Annotated in this window: 18 protein-coding genes and 1 tRNA gene; 13 read left to right on the forward strand and 6 right to left on the reverse strand. The window is 43.2% G+C overall.

The genetic code is table 11. The annotated features are described in order from the left end of the window. The first annotated feature begins 13 nt into the window (after window positions 1-13). The 7 genes from D891_RS0108660 to trmB are packed head-to-tail and all read left to right on the forward strand — an operon-like array spanning window position 14 to window position 5,960. Window positions 14-562: a helix-turn-helix domain-containing protein gene (locus tag D891_RS0108660; RefSeq protein WP_025270714.1), complete on the forward strand. Its 549-nt coding sequence runs from the start codon at window positions 14-16 to the stop codon at window positions 560-562. Beyond that, window positions 562-1,551, forward strand: a complete 990-nt coding sequence (locus tag D891_RS0108665) for a 4Fe-4S dicluster domain-containing protein (protein WP_025270715.1) — start codon at window positions 562-564, stop codon at window positions 1,549-1,551. The genes D891_RS0108660 and D891_RS0108665 overlap by 1 nt, the downstream gene beginning before the upstream one ends. 34 nt (window positions 1,552-1,585) lie before the next feature. Next, window positions 1,586-1,897, forward strand: coding sequence for a thioredoxin family protein (locus D891_RS0108670; protein WP_156919086.1), 312 nt, complete (start codon window positions 1,586-1,588; stop codon window positions 1,895-1,897). After that, window positions 1,898-2,626: a DUF364 domain-containing protein gene (locus tag D891_RS0108675; protein WP_025270717.1), complete on the forward strand. Its 729-nt coding sequence runs from the start codon at window positions 1,898-1,900 to the stop codon at window positions 2,624-2,626. Between the two features lie 12 nt (window positions 2,627-2,638). After that, window positions 2,639-3,568, forward strand: coding sequence for an ornithine carbamoyltransferase (argF, locus tag D891_RS0108680; RefSeq protein WP_084042351.1), 930 nt, complete (start codon window positions 2,639-2,641; stop codon window positions 3,566-3,568). A 1-nt stretch (window position 3,569) separates the two neighbouring features. Further along, a complete protein-coding gene (locus D891_RS0108685) occupies window positions 3,570-4,772 on the forward strand; it encodes an argininosuccinate synthase (RefSeq protein WP_025270719.1) in 1,203 nt (400 codons plus the stop codon). A gap of 36 nt (window positions 4,773-4,808) precedes the next feature. Then, complete coding sequence (trmB, locus tag D891_RS0108690; protein WP_025270720.1) at window positions 4,809-5,960, forward strand: tRNA (guanosine(46)-N7)-methyltransferase TrmB; 1,152 nt, start codon at window positions 4,809-4,811, stop codon at window positions 5,958-5,960. Window positions 5,961-5,992: 32 nt separating this feature from the next. On the opposite strand, the gene hcp is transcribed toward trmB, so the two are convergent. Further along, window positions 5,993-7,615 (reverse strand): hydroxylamine reductase, encoded by a 1,623-nt coding sequence (gene hcp / locus D891_RS0108695; RefSeq protein WP_025270721.1) that lies wholly within the window; start codon window positions 7,613-7,615, stop codon window positions 5,993-5,995. Window positions 7,616-7,693: 78 nt separating this feature from the next. Between hcp and D891_RS0108700 the strand changes: the two genes are divergently transcribed. From D891_RS0108700 to D891_RS0108715, 4 genes are read left to right on the forward strand one after another with little or no spacing between them, the layout of a single operon-like run. Continuing rightward, on the forward strand, window positions 7,694-8,329 hold the full coding sequence (locus tag D891_RS0108700) for a Crp/Fnr family transcriptional regulator (RefSeq protein WP_025270722.1): 636 nt from the start codon (window positions 7,694-7,696) through the stop codon (window positions 8,327-8,329). Next, entirely contained in the window at window positions 8,326-9,276 is a 951-nt protein-coding gene (locus D891_RS0108705) for a hypothetical protein (RefSeq protein WP_025270723.1), read from the forward strand. The genes D891_RS0108700 and D891_RS0108705 overlap by 4 nt, the downstream gene beginning before the upstream one ends. After that, complete coding sequence (locus D891_RS0108710) at window positions 9,246-10,499, forward strand: hypothetical protein (protein ID WP_025270724.1); 1,254 nt, start codon at window positions 9,246-9,248, stop codon at window positions 10,497-10,499. The genes D891_RS0108705 and D891_RS0108710 overlap by 31 nt, the downstream gene beginning before the upstream one ends. Further along, window positions 10,496-11,047 (forward strand): DUF1318 domain-containing protein, encoded by a 552-nt coding sequence (locus D891_RS0108715; RefSeq protein ID WP_025270725.1) that lies wholly within the window; start codon window positions 10,496-10,498, stop codon window positions 11,045-11,047. The genes D891_RS0108710 and D891_RS0108715 overlap by 4 nt, the downstream gene beginning before the upstream one ends. Before the next feature lie 4 nt (window positions 11,048-11,051). Here D891_RS0108715 and D891_RS09760 read toward each other — a convergent pair whose 3' ends face one another. From D891_RS09760 to rfaD, 4 genes are all read right to left on the reverse strand, one after another. Beyond that, window positions 11,052-11,450, reverse strand: coding sequence for a YkvA family protein (locus tag D891_RS09760; protein WP_025270726.1), 399 nt, complete (start codon window positions 11,448-11,450; stop codon window positions 11,052-11,054). 24 nt (window positions 11,451-11,474) lie between these two features. Then, a tRNA-Ala gene (locus tag D891_RS0108725) sits at window positions 11,475-11,550 on the reverse strand. Between the two features lie 78 nt (window positions 11,551-11,628). After that, the gene (locus tag D891_RS0108730) at window positions 11,629-12,963 is read right to left on the reverse strand and encodes a FecR family protein (RefSeq protein ID WP_025270727.1); all 1,335 of its coding nucleotides are present in this window, start codon (window positions 12,961-12,963) and stop codon (window positions 11,629-11,631) included. 85 nt (window positions 12,964-13,048) lie between these two features. After that, window positions 13,049-13,990 carry an ADP-glyceromanno-heptose 6-epimerase gene (gene rfaD, locus D891_RS0108735; protein ID WP_025270728.1) on the reverse strand — a complete coding sequence of 314 codons (942 nt, stop codon included), beginning with the start codon at window positions 13,988-13,990 and terminating at the stop codon, window positions 13,049-13,051. Between the two features lie 53 nt (window positions 13,991-14,043). Between rfaD and D891_RS0108740 the strand changes: the two genes are divergently transcribed. Together D891_RS0108740 and dtd are read left to right on the forward strand one after the other, a co-directional pair. After that, window positions 14,044-14,604, forward strand: coding sequence for a hypothetical protein (locus tag D891_RS0108740; RefSeq protein ID WP_156919087.1), 561 nt, complete (start codon window positions 14,044-14,046; stop codon window positions 14,602-14,604). A gap of 4 nt (window positions 14,605-14,608) precedes the next feature. After that, the gene (gene dtd, locus D891_RS0108745; RefSeq protein ID WP_025270730.1) at window positions 14,609-15,064 is read left to right on the forward strand and encodes a D-aminoacyl-tRNA deacylase; all 456 of its coding nucleotides are present in this window, start codon (window positions 14,609-14,611) and stop codon (window positions 15,062-15,064) included. On the opposite strand, the gene D891_RS09635 is transcribed toward dtd, so the two are convergent. Beyond that, window positions 15,058-16,947 carry a diguanylate cyclase gene (locus tag D891_RS09635; RefSeq protein ID WP_025270731.1) on the reverse strand — a complete coding sequence of 630 codons (1,890 nt, stop codon included), beginning with the start codon at window positions 16,945-16,947 and terminating at the stop codon, window positions 15,058-15,060. The genes dtd and D891_RS09635 overlap by 7 nt on opposite strands. Window positions 16,948-17,012 lie beyond the last annotated feature (65 nt).

The following is a 17,012-nucleotide window of genomic DNA, read 5'->3' on the forward strand; positions in this document are numbered from 1 at the left end:
TATATTTGAAACTATGAGAGTCGGAAGCAAGATTCGAGAGATCAGAACCAAAAAGAATATGACCTTACGGGATTTGAGCAAGAAGTCGGGCTGCTCGCTGGGTTTTCTCTCTCAGGTTGAGCGTGACCTTGTCTCACCCACCATCTCATCCCTAAGGAGAATAGCCGATGCCTTGGGCATAAACATAATATCCCTGTTTGAGGAGAGGGAGCCGCCGGTTGATTCGATAGTCGTCAGGAAGGCAAACAGGGGAAAGTTTGAAAACAAGCGCTCGCGTGTTAAATACGAGCTTTTGCGTCCGCAGTTTTCAGATACAACAATCGAGGCGCTTTATATGTATTTGGAACCCGGGGCATTAAGCGGCACAACCCCCCACTCCCACAACGGCGAAGAGCTGGTCATCGTTCTAAAGGGCAAGCTGGAGATAGAGGTGGGAGGAAAAACATATACGCTTGAGGAGGGGGATTCTGCCGTCTATAACTCCAACATACCGCACAGATGGAGAAATCCCAACGACCAGACAACAGAGGTAATCTGGGTTAACCATCCTCCGACCTTCTGATGATAGACTTCTCTTTGGCTGGCAACATACAGATAAATCTAAACAGGTGCAACAGATACATATTTGCAAAAAGCTCTTGCGACAGTTGCACAAACATCTGTCCAACGGATGCAATAAAACTAACACCCTATCCATCGATAAACGAAGATAGCTGCATCAAATGCGGCCTATGCTATGCTGCATGCCCATCAACGGCCATCAGCATAAGAAACGACAACTATAGACTCCTAAACGAAACCTCAAGCTTAGAAAGGATCGAGATAGGTTGCATATTCTCAAAAGCCGCCAACAAGGTATCATGCATCTATAGGCTTGACCATTCCATACTAACAGCATGGCTTTTGATGGGAAAACCCGTAAGGATAAAAAGGGGCGACTGCAAAAGCTGCAAGTTTAAGAATCAGGCAAGGCTGTTTTTTGAGGAGCTAAGGATAGCCGTAAGGCTTGCAAAAGCAGCCGACATAGAACCAGACATAAAGATAAACAAATCAACAGCCGAAAAGGTGCATATACCCAAAGAGGGGTTATCCAGAAGGGAGCTTCTATCTGCATTAAAAAAACCCTCATCAAAACCCAAACGCATACTCTTTTTGAAACACCTAAACCCTATAGAGAGGATAGAATGCAGGATAACGGCAAAGATCACCATAACAGACTCATGCGACCTCTGCGGTATTTGTGAGGTTGTATGTCCAACCGATGCCATACTCATACAAAAGGAACAAAGGGGCGAGGTGTGGTTTAATCCAGCAGCCTGCATAAACTGCCAAAACTGTCTTATAGGGTGCCTAAGGGGTGCAATCGAGATTGAGAGCGGGTATACAGACCTTCTAAAGGCCGAGCCAGAAGTGATTTTCGAGGCTAAAAAGAGGATATGCACCAAATGCAAGACGCCGTTTTATTCAAACTCAGAAGAAGAAGTCTGCCCGGCATGCAAATCCAGGGATGCAAAAAAGCAAAGCATCATAGATATGTTCAAAAATATTTAGAAAATCTCAAAATTTTGTGATAAACTCCAAAACCATGAAAGAGTTAAGCTCAAAAGAGGAGTTTGAAGACTTTATACAGAACGGCAGGCCGACCATAGTCGTGTTTTCAACCCACGATTGTGCCACATGCAGGCCTGTTAAAGAAAAGATAGCCTCACGGTTTAAGGATGTCGATACGGCCAATATCTATTTAGACGATGTAAGGGAGTTAAGCGGTGAGCTTTCCATATTCAATGTGCCCGTTGTCTGCATATTCTTAGAAGGCAAGGAGCTTTACAGGTTTATACGGGTATTCTCGATGGATGAGATAGAAGAAAAACTCAACAGGGTATTGGAGTTTATTTAGATGTTTGTCCACCAATTGATCCACCAAAAGGCAAAAGAAAAGGCCGAAGGCCTTGAGGTTGTCGATGTGAGGATAGGGCTTGGCTATACGCTGGTTCAGCTAAGCGATAACTCTGCAGGCCTATCATACAGCTTTACAAAGGAGCTTTCACCAAAAGACTGCACGGTAATGAAGGAGGCCGGCAATATAACAGGCAAAAAGGCAGAAGAGATACTGGATAAGATACTATCGTATAACCTAACAGACTCAAGCTTGGCTTTGGCATGCGCAAACGCAATAATAAACAAAGGCATAGAGCAAAACGGAGTTGATATAGTTGACCTCATACATCCAGACGACAAGGTCGTTATGGTTGGCTATTTTGCCCCATTGATAGAGCCGATAAGGAGTAAGACAGATAGGTTTGTGGTCTGTGAGCGCAACCCCAAGGGCTCATCGTTGCCCGATTATGCCGAATACTTTGAGCTATACGACTGCGATGTGGCCATACTAACGGCAACATCAATCATAAACAAGACCATCGATAGCCTGCTTGATATGGTAAAAAGGGCAAGGATTGTGGCCGTAATGGGGCCTTCCACGCCTATGGATAGAAGCATCTTCAAAAACAGGATAACGCATGCATGCGGCAGTATCGTAAAGGATATAGAATTGGCAAAAAGGATAATCAGCGAGGGCGGCGGCACAAAAAGACTAAAGCCGGCTATAGAAAAAAGGTGTGTCTATTAAAGGAGAATGGCTATGGTTAAACACTGTTTGAGCCTAAAGGACCTAACAAAAGAAGAGATTGTAAATCTTCTAAAGCTCTCCCAACAGATAAAGCAAAAAATCAAAAACGGGGAAAACTATGAACCGCTAAAGGGCGTAATACTCGGCATGATATTTGAGAAGCCCTCAACCAGAACAAGGCTCTCATTCGAAACCGGCATGAAAAGGCTTGGAGGGGATGCGGTCTTTCTATCACCGAGGGATATTCAGCTTGGAAGGGGTGAGTCAATAGAGGATACGGCAAGGGTCATCTCCCGTTATGTCGATATTATCATGATAAGGACATTTGAGCATTCGAGGATAGAGAGGTTTGCACAATACTCCACCGTTCCTGTAATCAATGCATTAACGGATCTGCTCCATCCGTGTCAGGTATTGGCAGACCTTCTGACGATTAAGGAGAAGTTGGGCGACATCGAGGGCATAAAGGTGGCCTTCTTCGGGGATGGCAACAACATGGCCAACTCATGGATATACGCTGCAGCCGTTGTTGGATTTGAGCTGAGGGTGGCAACGCCTGTGGATTGTGCTCCAAACGGCGTTGTAATCAACAACGCATTGAAACTCGCACAAAAAAGCGGTGCAAAAATCATCCTGACGGATGATCCAAAAGAGGCTGCAGAGGGTGCAGATGTTTTGTATACCGATGTCTGGGCATCCATGGGTCAGGAGGATCAAAAAGAGAAGAAACACGCCCTCATGAGGCCGTATCAGGTAAACAGGGAGCTTGTAAAATACGCAAATAAGGACTATATATTCATGCACTGCCTGCCTGCCCACAGGGGCGAGGAGGTGGAGGCTGAGATCATCGACGATGAAAAACACTCCGTTGTGTTTGACGAGGCGGAAAACAGAACCTATGCTCAACTTGCGACGATAATGAATCTAATCGGGAGGTTTTAATATGGGTGAGATTAAAAAGGTTGTGCTTGCCTATTCCGGAGGTCTTGATACATCGGTAATCGTAAAGTGGTTGCAGGATAAATACGGATGCGAGGTAATCACATACACAGCCGATTTAGGCCAGAACGAGGATTTAGAGCCCATAAAGGAAAAGGCGCTAAAGGTTGGTGCAAGCAAGGCCTATGTTGAGGATGTCAGGGAGGAGTTCTTAAACGACTATGTAATGAAGGCCTTTAAGTTTGGCGCCCTCTATGAGGGCAAATACCCGCTTGCAACAGCACTTGGAAGGCCACTAATCACAAAGAAGATGATAGAGATAACCCAGAAAGAGGGCGCAGATGCCATAGCCCACGGCTCAACCGGCAAGGGCAACGATCAGGTCAGATTTGATGTATCGGCCGTTGCACTAAAGCCCGATATAAAGGTTATAGCACCTGTGAGGGATTGGGAATTAAAATCGAGGGATGAGGAGATAGAGTATGCCAAAAAGCACGGCATACCCGTTCCTGTAACCAAGGATAAGCCGTATTCTATAGACAGAAACATCTGGGGATTGTCTGTTGAGGCTGGCCCGTTGGAGGATCCATACCATGAACCGGATGAGGAGATATACTCATTCACAAAGAATCCGCTTGAGGCTCCCGATGAGCCTGAATATGTTGAGATAGAATTCGAAAAAGGGATACCCGTGGCCTTAAACGGTGAAAAACTCAACATAGTGGATCTGGTCAACAAAGCCAATGAGATAGCCGGCAAACACGGCGTTGGACGAATCGACATGGTAGAAAACAGGCTTGTCGGCATAAAGTCCAGGGAGATCTATGAGGCCCCTGCTGCTGTGCTTCTGCTTGAGGCCAAAAGGAGCCTGGATGAGCTGATTTTAGACAGGGAAAGCCTCCATCTAAAAGACCAGCTGGCCATTAAGTATGCAGAGCTGGTCTATTACGGCTATTGGTTCTGTGAGTTAAGGGAGGCATTGGACGCCTTTGCAGATAAACTAAACGAAAGGGCAACAGGCACGGTAAAGGTAAAGCTATACAAAGGCAAGGCCACGGCCGTTGCAAGAAAATCGCCTTATGCCATTTACTCCAAAGAGCTTGCAACCTATGATCCGGGCGATACATTCAACCACAAATACGGTGAGGCGTTCTGCTATATCTGGGGTCTGCCCTTAAGGGTTGCAGCAGAGGTGAAAGGCAAATAATCAGAGGGGCTTTAAAGCTCCTCTTTTTTGTTTACAATGCCGCATGCAATAATAGAGACACAAAAAAACATAGAGACATTTCAGGACGATAAGGCGTTTTTTTCGGCCAAGGGCAACTCCTTTATCTATTCCCTGTTTTCCGATTGTGAGCAGTTCTTTGTTAAGGTGTATCAGAAGCAGGGCAAGGTAATCGTAAAGCTTGAAAAATCCACAAATCCCATCATTACAGACGATGTAAAGGCCAAAATCCTTGAGTTCGCAGAGAGGCTTGCAGGATTCCTAAACGGCCAGATAATACACAACAACCTAACTCCAAACGGCAAGAACTGCCAGATCGTGAACCGATACGCAATAGATGCAAGAAGGCTAAATACGATTGATCTATCCAGCCTGGCTAAAAATAGACCCATAAAGTTAGAGATAGGCTCAGGATTTGGTGAATTTCTATCCAATCAGGCAGAAAAAGAGCCCAATACCCTCTTTTTGGGGCTTGAGATATCCAATGAGGCGACAGCCAAGGCCTGCGGCAGGCTGTATAAGAAAGAGATAACCAATGTCAGGCTCATACGATACGACGGGAGGTTTGTGCTTGATAGGTTCTCATCCAACACGGTGGATGCAGTGTTTGTCAACTTCCCCGAACCGTGGTTTAAATTCAGAAGGATAAAGCATGCACTCTTAAATACCGATACGCTAAGAAAGATCGAAAAAATACTAAAGAAGGGTGGCGAATTTAGGCTTTTAACCGATAATTTAGCATATGCTTTAGGAGTTGTTGTGGCAATAGAGGAAAAGACCAATCTAAGAAATGCACAGAACAGACCCATAGAGGTATCAAAAGAAAGCATAAACACAAAATTCGAAAGGCGCTGGAGGAGAAAGAAAAGAACGATATACTCCGTTGGCTATAAAAAAACAGAACAAAGCCCCACCATACAACCGCCAAAGCCTTCATTCTCAATATCCATAAACAGGGAGTTCATATTAAAGGATGGCATTATCTTTAAGGTTATGGACACCTTTGAAAACAAAAACGGCGAGAAGATTATCGAGGCCACCTTTGGCAAGAGCATAAACCCGCAACACGCATTCTTTGGCCTAACCCAGAACTCAAAGCTATTCATGCTCCCTCAAACCGTGTTTGTGCTGGACGAGGAGGCCGAAAAAGCATTCAAGCTGATACAATAAAAAAGCCCCGGCTAAAGCCGAGGCCATAAAAACTATCCAATCAACTCCTTCATGTCGTCATCAACATTGCTGATCGTTGTTATGCCAAAGTTCTCAGCAAGCACCTTCAATACTGCAGGCGATAGGAATGCAGGCAGCGTCGGACCCAATTTTATATTCTTAACGCCCAGATAGAGCAGTGCAAGCAGAACAGCCACAGCCTTCTGCTCATACCAGGCTATGTTGTATGCTATCGGCAGCTCATTTATATCGTTCAATCCAAAGACCTCTTTCAGCTTCATGGCTATCAAGGCTAAGGAATAGCTATCGTTGCACTGACCGGCATCTAACACCCTCGGAATACCGCCAATATCGCCCAAATTGAGCTTTATATAGCGGAATTTTGCACATCCAGCGGTCAAGATAACCGTATCCTTCGGAAGCTTCTTTGCAAACTCGGTGTAATACTCCCTTGTCTTATGCCTGCCGTCGCATCCCGCCATAACAACAAACTTCCTTATGGCACCGGATTTGACTGCATCCACAACCTTATCGGCAAGCTTGAATACCTGCTCATGGGCAAAACCACCAACAATCTTGCCGCTCTCAAGCTGTGTAGGCGGTGGACACTTCTTGGCCATCTCGACAATCTCTGAGAAATCCTTTGGCTTACCGTCAACCCTATCCGGTATATGCTTAACACCCGGGAATCTGACATTGCCCGTTGTGAATACCCTATCCTTATAGCTCTCCCTCGGCGGAACAAGGCAGTTTGTCGTCATAAGGATTGGGCCGTTGAACGCCTCAAACTCCTTATGCTGCAGCCACCAGGCATTACCGTAATTGCCCACAAAGTGGTCGTATTTCTTAAACGCAGGATAGTAATTGGCAGGCAACATCTCACCGTGTGTATAGACATCAACACCGGCATCCTTTGTCTGTTCTAAAAGCTCCTCCATATCCTTCAAATCGTGGCCCGATATGAGTATGCCGGGTCTGTTTCTTACGCCGATATTGACCTCTGTGATTTCTGGATGGCCATAGGTCTCTGTGTTGGCCTTATCCAGGATGGCCATAGCCTTAACAGCAGCCTCGCCCGTCTTCATAACATAACCTATAAGCTCATCGACCGATAGCTCCTTTGTGGTTGCAGCCAAACAATCGATCAATTCATCCCACAGGCTCTGATCCTCATACCCCAAAACCGAAGCGTGCTCTGCATAGGCACCCACGCCCTTCAAACCGTAAATGATGGTCTCCTTTAGGGAGCGTATATCCTCATTGGTCTCTGCTAAAACACCGGCGTCTTTGTGCTTTGCCAAAAACTCCTCTTTGGTTGTCGCATTCCAGGTTGCAGAATCGTGCAACCCCTCATCGGATATGTTGTATTTCTTCTTCAGTTCATCCCTGAACCTTAACCCCTCACTGATGAGCTCCGCAATGGAGTCCTCATCGAAGTTTACATTGGTAATCGTTGTAAAGAGCGCCTTTGATATAAACCTGCCGACCTCAGGATCAACCTTACCGGCCTTGTCGGCAACAACGCTTATGCCCTTTGCGACATAAACAAGCACATCCTCCAAGTTTGCCACCCTTTCGTTTTTGCCGCATACGCCGCCTACTGTACACCCCTTGTTATTCAGGGTCTCCTGACATTGATAACAAAACATAGCCATCTGGCCACCTCCTCTTGCTTTTTTCTTAGGTTAAATATATACTGTGAAGTATAAGAAATAATTGACTCAGGTCAACTCATGGATAAAAAAAATGCCTTAAAAAAGTTTTTAGACAGGTTGCAGATAGAAGATAATGGCTTCATCAACGACCTAAACGCCGTTTCTATGCTTATAGCCAAAAGGAAGGGGGATGTGATATTCTTAGAGGATGAAGAAGGCGAGGATATGTTCTTTGTAATAAAGGGGCTGGTTAAGATATTCAAAACAAACCAGGACGGCAAGGAGATAGTGTTGAGCATCGCAAGGGAGGGGGAGTTTTTTGCAGAGATAGTCCTGTTTCTAAAAAATAGATACCCGGCAAGCTCCATTGCCTTGACCGATACACTGCTTCTATCCATAAACACCCAACGGCTGTTTGAAAGGATCAAGAAAAATCCAGAGTTTGCCATGAAACTGCTTGGCCTATTTGCCCAGCGAATAAAATACTTCGTGGAGAAGATAAAAGAGCTATCCGGCGAGGCGGCAGAGGAGAAGGTCTTAAATTACCTCTATTCCATAAAAAAAGACAACAATTACATAATCCTCGACATACCCAAAAAGGAGATAGCAATGCTATTGGGCCTAACGGCAGAAACACTCTCAAGAACCCTAAAAAGGCTCTCATCGAAGGGTATAATAAAGATGGACTCAAAGAGGATTGAGTTAGTACAATGAAGAGACTGTTAAAGATCGGCACCAATGCCGTCTTAATTATCATTATCATAGTGCTTGTCCTTTACATAGTCATACAGAACAAGCCGTCTGTGTTGAATGTTGCACTGAATCTTGTACTAAAGAAATACAGCTTCACCTCAAGCTTTGAAAATATCAAGGTAAAATCACCAACAGACATCCAGATAAGCGATATAGAACTAAACAAGAAGGGGCTTTATGCCTATGTAGGTAGCCTATCCTTATCGGTTGACAAGAAGGGCTATATCTCAGCAGCAGCCAAAGATTGCAACATAAAAATAAAAAAGAAGGATAAATCGGGCAAGGGCAGCTCCTTTAAACTAATACCGCTTAAGCTAAAAAACCTCAGCATAGACAACCTAAGCCTAACCTATGATTCAATAAAGCTAAAATCGATCTATGCAAGCCTTATAAATAACACCATAAGCCTGAAGGGCAATATCGTATACAAAACACCCAGCCTCTTGCTGGATGCATCAATAGACAACCTAAGCGGAACGATTAAACTCTCATCCAGCGGCATCTATATAGAAGACCTTTACATAAAACCCAACAAAATCACGCTAATAAAAGACAACGCAACACTGAGGATCAATCAGCCCATACGCCTAAGAAACATCTATATAAACATATCGCCGTTTTACATAAAGCTAAACGAGCTAAACACATCAGCGCTAATAGGGTTTAACAGATACACCGTATCGTTTAAGGCCACACTATCGTATGAGAAGGGCAGGATAAAGGCCAAACTAAACGATATAAAAGAGGCAGACGATCTATTTGAAGCAGAGGCGGTGAATCTAACAGCAGAGGTAAAAAAAAACTCAAAATCGCAGCTAACTTTTTCAACCTCTCCATCAACAACCCAACAATCACAGCCCAAAACCTTTCAGGCAAGTTGGAATTTAAAAACAACACAATACACCTAAACATCCCTGAGGGTGAGGTCTTAATAGATGAAAATGTCTATCTGGATCTAAGCAGTTACCCGCTCGATGCCTATATAAAAGACAAAAGCATACTTAAGGTAAGCCTAAAAAACCTTCTAAATGCAACCGTTGTAAAGAAACAAAAGGGGTTTGATTTTAATCTCGACACTAAAAACCTAAACAGTATTGTATCGATTTTAAAGGAGTCATACGAGATAGGCTCTTTGAATGACCTAAAGATAGACAACGATTCTATGCTGTCCATCAAGGGCTTCTTCGAAAACAAAGACCGTCTATTTATGCAAATAGATACACAGATAGGAAAACTAACATACAAGGGCATAACAGTAAAAAACCTATCGGCCACTCTGCCGATTATCATTGGAGTAGATCTATCAAAGACAGGGCAGCTGAATGCAACATCGGACATATACAAAAAAACCATCAAAATCAGTTCGTCTATTTTGGCAAAGAACAGCCGAATATGCTTAAAAGCGGATATAGAATCGAAGAACCCTGTCGTAAAAAACCCCATTGAAATATGCGCAAACCTGAAGAACAAAACCCTGATAACAAAAGGCATAAACCTCAAGCTAAAAACATCTATAGGGTATTTAAAAACCCATATAACCCGTATAGCATTAAAAAACAGCACAGCAACGGTCAAAGGATACATAAACATAGAGGCCTTTGACGGAAGGATAGCCATAAAAAACATCTCTTTGTCCTTAAAAGAGATGCCCATACTCCGGATGGATGTCGATTTTTCACACATAAACTTAGAAAAACTGACAAACCTAACAAACTTCGGTCGAATAACAGGTTTTATAGAAGGATATGCGCACAACATAGCCCTGGTCAACTTCAAAAACCCCTTATCGTTTGATGTATTGGTAAAAACCCAGAGTGTAAAAGGCCAAACAAAGAAGATATCCCTAAAGGCGGTAAACAGCATATCCAAGGTCGGCGGTGGCTATGTCAGTATAGCCATACCGTTTTTCAAAAGCTTCTCATACTCCGACATAGGCTTTAGGGCTTCATTAAAAAACAACATATTCACCATCCACGGCCTTTACAAAGACGGCAATGTCGAGTATATTATCAGAAGGGGATTTTTAGGCGGCATAAATGTGGTTAACATGAACACAAACAACAATATATCGTGGGATGATTTTTTAAGCAGATTAAAAAGGGTTTTAGAAAAGAGGGAGGTGAAAAGATGAGAAAACCCAAATTGCTATGGGTGGTGCTTCTTCTGTTTATGTATTCCTGTGTGACGGTAAATATCTATTTTCCCGCCAGGGAAGCCCAACAGAAGGCAAAGGAGATCGTCAACGAGATAAGGGGTGAAAAACAGAAGAAAAACAACAATGAACCAACATCGTTATTCGAACTCTTCTTCATCCACAAAGCCTATGCGGCAGATGTATTGAACACAACAAACGCCAAGATAAAGGCCATCAAAAACTCCATGAAACAGAGATTTGCCATCATGAAACCGTATTATCAGAAGGGCTATTTAGGCGAAACCTTAGACGGCCACCTGAAGATATACACACAGCCAAAATCACTAAAGGACAAGATCAAGCTTAAAAAATTGGTTGCAGCAGAAAACAGGGACAGGGAGATGTTGTATAAAGAGGTTGCCAGGGTCTTAAATATTCAGCCATCCCAGATGGATAGGCTCAGAAGGATATTTGCAAAACAGTGGCAGGATACAGCACCAGCAGGCACCTATATACAAACGGCAACGGGATGGGTAAGGAAATAGCGGGCTAAGCCAGCCCGTATTCCTCTAAATTAAGACCCTTGCTCTGGGCATACTCCTTCAAGTCGTCACGAAGGAACTTTAGCGCTATGCCCAAAGCCACTGCATCGTCTAAATAACCCACACCGGGCAAGAAATCGGGTATAATATCGGCAGGGTTTATGAAGTATAGAAACAGGCCTATCAGGGCAATTAGAGTCTTCCAGGGAAGTTTGCACTCCTTTTTAAAATAGCAATCTATCATCTCATAGGCCAGCTTTAGTTGTAGGATAGCAGTCAAGGCAAACTGACCCGGATTTGAGCTTATTTCATCGATCTTGGATCTTGCCTCCTGCAGAAAGGCCTCACCATCAAACTGCTTAATCTTATCCACCACACCAAAAGCCTTCTCTATATACTCTTTCATATCAAAACCCCTAAAAATAAAAAATGGTGGAGCTGAGGGGGCTCGAACCCCCGACCTCCACGCTGCCAGCGTGGCGCTCTCCCAGCTGAGCTACAGCCCCATTTTCAAGACCCAAGGATTATATATTAAAAAACGGCGATTTTGTCAAACAAAACAGAATCCATGCATATTATTAACATTAACGCATCCTCTCCCCGTTCCATTTGCCATCCCATGAATCATAACCAAATCCATACCGCCATTTGCCTTCAAATGAGTTGCCATCTGGGGAAAATCTAAATTTGCAGTCTCCAGCATCCCTTTTGGGTTTATATGTGGGTGCCTCCCTCCATTTGCAGATGAGTATATTACCGATGAGTTTACCTTCTATTTTACCCTTATCGTGGGGGTATGTCCCCAAAACCCTATCTCCGTCTTGCCTAAACACAACAACACCAAAGTCTGTTTTCCACTTGCCCTTAATATTAAACGGCTTCATGGGTTTGGGCTCCGTTGGCAATCCGTTTCCAAAAACACAGCTTTCCATGCCCTCGTTCACTATAACGGTTTTTCTCTTCTTTATATCAGAAAACCATACGGAATGCTCAAAGGTTTTAACACAAGCTATCTTATTCTTCTTATCATAAGAAACCTCAAACCTGGTTCCCCTAACACCCGTTATAGCCTGCGGAATATAGACCTTAAAATTGCATTCCCTCTCTTTTTTAAGCCGAGCCGTAAGCACACCGTAAGTAAGCTTTATAAACGATATGGTCTCTCTATTCTCCTTAACCTTTGGTATTTGAAACATAGTATGGGGTCTTACCCGCAAAGACACCCTACCTTTTATCAACACCCTGGCCCTTCCTGAAGATACCTTAACTATATCCCCAACATAGAGCCTTAAGCGTTTTTTCACTTTGACCCATTTGTGGGTCTTTATCCTGTAAACATAAACATTACCCCTGACTCCTGTTATATAAGTCCAGTCTTGATATGTTCCTATATCTTCAGGTTTGATGTTTCCATTTGCATGAAATGAGAATGCATTGGGAGCTTGGTTGGCAATCTGAAACTGTTTTATACCTGCAAGTTCAGGAAACTCATTTATGCAGAAATACGGTTTTCCTTCAACAGAATTCTCGCTCCACTCACCTTCATGCAACCCCTTTTGAGGCCCTTTCCACTTGTAAGTCGATGGATCATTCATGCTGTCAAATGGTATTTCTGCAGCCCTGCCCTTGCCCTGAAACTTAATCTTAAAACTCACATATATGCACTTATTATACCAATACACCTCATCAATCCTGGGATAAAACTTCATCCAGATATAAGCTTGAGGGAAAGCAGGGAAAACATCGATAATGCTCAATCTTGCCTTACCATTCTTATCAATAGAAAGCAGTGCCTTTGCCTTAAATTTATACAGCCAATTGGGGGAATACGAAAACTCAAGCTGCCTTTCGGCACAAAAACCACTATTTAGAAAAATTACCAAAAAAATCGCAATAAACGCCAAAATCCTCCTTTTCACCCCATCCCCCTATAAAAACAGCACGGTATCAAAACCTATAGGTTAATGAAGGGCACTCCAGCCGCAAAGCGGTCTGTTCAGAACATCAATCAACCCACACCCCGCCTGTGGACTTTAAAACATCCACATACCTATTTACACCGTCTTTGAGCGATGTAAACTCCTTCTTATAACCCACAGCCCTCAAGCTGCTTAAGTCCGCCTCTGTAAAATCCTGATACTTACCCTTAAGCTCTTCAGGAAACCCAATAAACTCTATCCTGACATTGGAATACAACCCCTGCATGATTTTGGCAATCTCCAAAAAACTCTCCGCCCTGCCCGTGCCAACATTAAAGATGCCGCCTAAACCTGGATTATCATAGAAAAACAGATTAACATCAACCACATCATCCACAAACACAAAATCCCGCTTGAAGTTTTCACTCCCCTCGAACAATTTAACGGTTCCATCATCCAATATCTGATTATGGAAATGAAACACAACAGAGGCCATTTTACCCTTGTGCTTTTCATTTGGCCCATACACATTAAAATACCTCAAGCCCACCACCTGAACGCCTTTGTTTAAGGCAACCCTCCTTACATACCTATCAAAGATAAACTTTGAAAATGCGTATATATTTAACGGATACTCGTTTTTTGACTCCTCCTTGAATCCGTTTTTACCCAAACCATACACAGATGCGCTGGAGGCATAGATAAACCTAATGCTCCTTTTCAGGGAATACTCAAGCAGTTTCTTTGAGTAATCGTAATTGTTCCTCATCATGTATTTTCCGTCGGTTTCTAAGGTATTTGAGCATGCGCCCTGATGGAATATTACATCTATCTTGCCAAAACCATCGAGGTTGTCTAAAAACTCCTCCTTATCCACAAAATCCACAAAATCGAGGCTATTCAGGTTGAGATGCTTCTGTGAGTTTTTCAGATTATCCACTATCAATATGTTGCTTATACCCCTTCTATTTAAACCCCTAACGATATTGCTTCCTATAAAACCCGCACCGCCTGTAACGACTATCATAAACCCCCCAAAAAATTTTTTGCTCCAAAATCCCAAAAAGTATATAAATAAGTATGTTTAAGTTCAAGTGTATTAGCTCTTACTGTGTAAATATGGGAAACAAGACATACATAAAAGCCATAAAGGAAGACGGCAATATAGACCTGATAGCCTATGGCATACACACAGAGGTCGACACGCTAACATACATGGAGGTCGAGGGCAAAACCAAAAACCAGCTAAAAAACTATCTCATTATAGACTCCATAAACATAATCGACCGATTCCCGTCCATAAGAGGCTCCTTTTCAAAACTATCCTTAGCTATGCTGTTTTTGGAGATTACATACAGATCCAACAGCGGGCTTGACATACTGCTTAAGGGGCTTGATAGGCTAAAGGTCTCAGATAGCGACAGGGCGGCAATATACTTCTTTTACATATTCTTAAAGGAAAACGGTATCTTCAACGAAAATAGCCTGAATCTATCCCAGATAAACCTCATAAAACAGATAGAGGAAAACGCTCATGCCAAGGCCAACTCAAATACGCTAAAGGTATTGAAGAAGAAGCTGTTGAAGGCTATAGAGGATTACATAGGAAAACCGCTAAATAGCCTAAAACTATTAAGGTGATGCAATGAGGGCTGTAATTCAAAGGGTTAAAAGGGCATCTGTATCGGTTGATGGCAAAATCGTCTCATCCATAGAAGAGGGGCTTTTGGTTTTATTGTGCGTGTGTGAGGATGACACAGATAGGGATTTAGAATACCTGACAAAGAAGATAGCCCACATGCGTATATTCTCCGATGAAAACGGCAAGTTCAACCTATCCGTTAAGGATATAGGCGGCTCTTGCTTAATAATCAGCCAAATCACCCTGGCAGCAGACACAAAGAAGGGCAACAGACCGTCTTACTTCTATGCAGCAGAACCCCAAAAGGCGCAACAGCTATACCAGCGGTTTGCAGAACTCATGCAGAATAAGCACAACATACCCACAAAAACCGGGGTCTTTGCAGCCCACATGGAGGTAAACCTGCTAAACGATGGGCCGGTCACCATATACATAGATTCAAAGGAGAATCTTCAGTAATTCTCCTCTGTCCACATATCGGGCTCAAACCTAACAACCCTGTTTCTGCCGGCCTCTTTGGCCTTATACATTGCCACATCGCTAAATTTTATGCACTGCCAGAGGTTCTTTGAATCCTTGGGGAATATGGATATTCCAATGCTCAAGGTCTTTCTGATAATATTACCCTGCACCGTTATCTCGGTTTTTTCCACATCCCTTCTGATTCTTTCTGCTATCTCAAATGCGGTTTTATCGTTTACATCCTGCAATAGCACCAAAAACTCCTCGCCGCCGTATCTAACAGCTATATCGGATTCCCTTATACTCTTTGAGATAGCCCTGACAACACCCCTCAAAACCTCATCGCCAACATTATGGCCATAAACATCGTTGACCTGCTTGAAGAAGTCTATATCGCACATCAATATGCCTGCCTGCGTATTCCTCCGTTTTATCGTGGCTGAGAATGTGGCTGCAAACTCATCTAAAAATCTCCTATTGTAAAGCCCGGTCAACGGATCCCTCATAGTCGATTCCTTAAGCTGGGACAACAGCCTCTTTGCCTCTATAACCGGAGCAGCCTCTTTTAAGAATATCTTTATCCTTTTGATCTTTTTCTCTATGGCCTCTGTCTTCTCCTTCTCATCGAAGATCAACTGCACAACACTGCCCACCGTGCCGCCAACAAGTAGCGGAATACAAACATGGTTTTTATCATGTGAGGTAAAGCTCAAGCACACATTCTTCTCCACAAAGGAATCCACCTCCTTGGCGGTTCTTACGGCCCTGCACAGATTGCAGCTTAGGAGTATATCCTGCTTACATTCCATCTTCTCCGTTCCATAGACCACAACCTGTTTCATTGAGCTTTTGCTGTTATTCACCTCATACACATTAAACCGCCTGATGCCAAAATCATCCCTCAACAGGTCAAACAACCTTCTATAGACGGCATTAACATCCACATCCTCCTCTATTGTCTTCTTAAACATCATAAGCTTATAGCTCTCATCTATAAAATCGTTGAAGTTCTTAACCAGAACGCCCAGCTCATCACTGCCCTTATATGGCAGTTTCAACTGAGGGGATATCTCCTCTTCTGCAAGCTTCTTCGAAAGCTCTCCAACCTCCCTTAGCCTGTTTGTGATGCAGGAAACTATAAAGAAAAAGACAAAGCCTGCGATAATAGAGATAAAACCGCCCGTTAGCAGGCTATTCAGCGTTGTAATCAACATATCCTTCTCTTTCCTTTTCAGGTAATCATCCACAGCCTTATCCACATCATCAAGATAGAAGCCGCTGCCCACTATCCACTTCCAGGGGTAAAAATAACCCACATAGGACACCTTGGGATAGCACTCCTTCCCGTTGGAGCTGGAGCCGAGCTTCGGCCAGCAATAGCTCACAAAACCACCGCCCTGGGTCTTTATGACCCTTGCCATCTCTCTAAAAACATAAACGCCGTTTCTATCCTTAAGATCCCACACATTCTTGCCGTTTAACTGGGGTTTTGGTGGATCCAAAACCATTATTCCATCAAGCGTATTGATCCACACATAATCGTAAAGATTGAGGTTTTTGCCTATGTTGTATCTAATGGAGTTGACAAAATCTATACTCTTACGCATAGCCTGCTCTTCGGTCAACTCACCCTTCCTGTAAGCCTCATAATATTTATCAATGCCGTCTAAGGCTATGTTTACTATGTTTCTGACCATGTTTTTCTGGTTTTCTTCCAGCCTATTCCTGTAAATCTCTGTCTCCCTTTTGATGTATTTTATATTGCTTACTATGTAATAACTATAGCCCACAACACCTATCAAAACAACAGATACAAGAAAGGATGCCAGCACCTTAAATTTTATGCTCCTTGAAAAAAACCACTCCTTCAACTGTCTCATATAACAGACCTCTTTGTTTTTTTAAAATCTATAATAGATTATTAAGTAATTGTCAATCTAAAAAT

This window comes from Hippea sp. KM1, from assembly GCF_000526195.1.
GTDB lineage: Bacteria > Campylobacterota_A > Desulfurellia > Desulfurellales > Hippeaceae > Hippea.

Coding starts and splice junctions, on each gene's coding strand:
- D891_RS0108660 (WP_025270714.1), top strand. CDS start 14: ATGAGAGTCGGAAGCAAGATTCGAGAGATCAGAACCAAAAAGAATATG.
- D891_RS0108665 (WP_025270715.1), top strand. CDS start 562: ATGATAGACTTCTCTTTGGCTGGCAACATACAGATAAATCTAAACAGG.
- D891_RS0108670 (WP_156919086.1), top strand. CDS start 1,586: ATGAAAGAGTTAAGCTCAAAAGAGGAGTTTGAAGACTTTATACAGAAC.
- D891_RS0108675 (WP_025270717.1), top strand. CDS start 1,898: ATGTTTGTCCACCAATTGATCCACCAAAAGGCAAAAGAAAAGGCCGAA.
- argF (WP_084042351.1), top strand. CDS start 2,639: ATGGTTAAACACTGTTTGAGCCTAAAGGACCTAACAAAAGAAGAGATT.
- D891_RS0108685 (WP_025270719.1), top strand. CDS start 3,570: ATGGGTGAGATTAAAAAGGTTGTGCTTGCCTATTCCGGAGGTCTTGAT.
- trmB (WP_025270720.1), top strand. CDS start 4,809: ATGCCGCATGCAATAATAGAGACACAAAAAAACATAGAGACATTTCAG.
- hcp (WP_025270721.1), bottom strand. CDS start 7,615: ATGGCTATGTTTTGTTATCAATGTCAGGAGACCCTGAATAACAAGGGG.
- D891_RS0108700 (WP_025270722.1), top strand. CDS start 7,694: ATGGATAAAAAAAATGCCTTAAAAAAGTTTTTAGACAGGTTGCAGATA.
- D891_RS0108705 (WP_025270723.1), top strand. CDS start 8,326: ATGAAGAGACTGTTAAAGATCGGCACCAATGCCGTCTTAATTATCATT.
- D891_RS0108715 (WP_025270725.1), top strand. CDS start 10,496: ATGAGAAAACCCAAATTGCTATGGGTGGTGCTTCTTCTGTTTATGTAT.
- D891_RS09760 (WP_025270726.1), bottom strand. CDS start 11,450: ATGAAAGAGTATATAGAGAAGGCTTTTGGTGTGGTGGATAAGATTAAG.
- rfaD (WP_025270728.1), bottom strand. CDS start 13,990: ATGATAGTCGTTACAGGCGGTGCGGGTTTTATAGGAAGCAATATCGTT.
- D891_RS0108740 (WP_156919087.1), top strand. CDS start 14,044: ATGTTTAAGTTCAAGTGTATTAGCTCTTACTGTGTAAATATGGGAAAC.
- dtd (WP_025270730.1), top strand. CDS start 14,609: ATGAGGGCTGTAATTCAAAGGGTTAAAAGGGCATCTGTATCGGTTGAT.
- D891_RS09635 (WP_025270731.1), bottom strand. CDS start 16,947: ATGAGACAGTTGAAGGAGTGGTTTTTTTCAAGGAGCATAAAATTTAAG.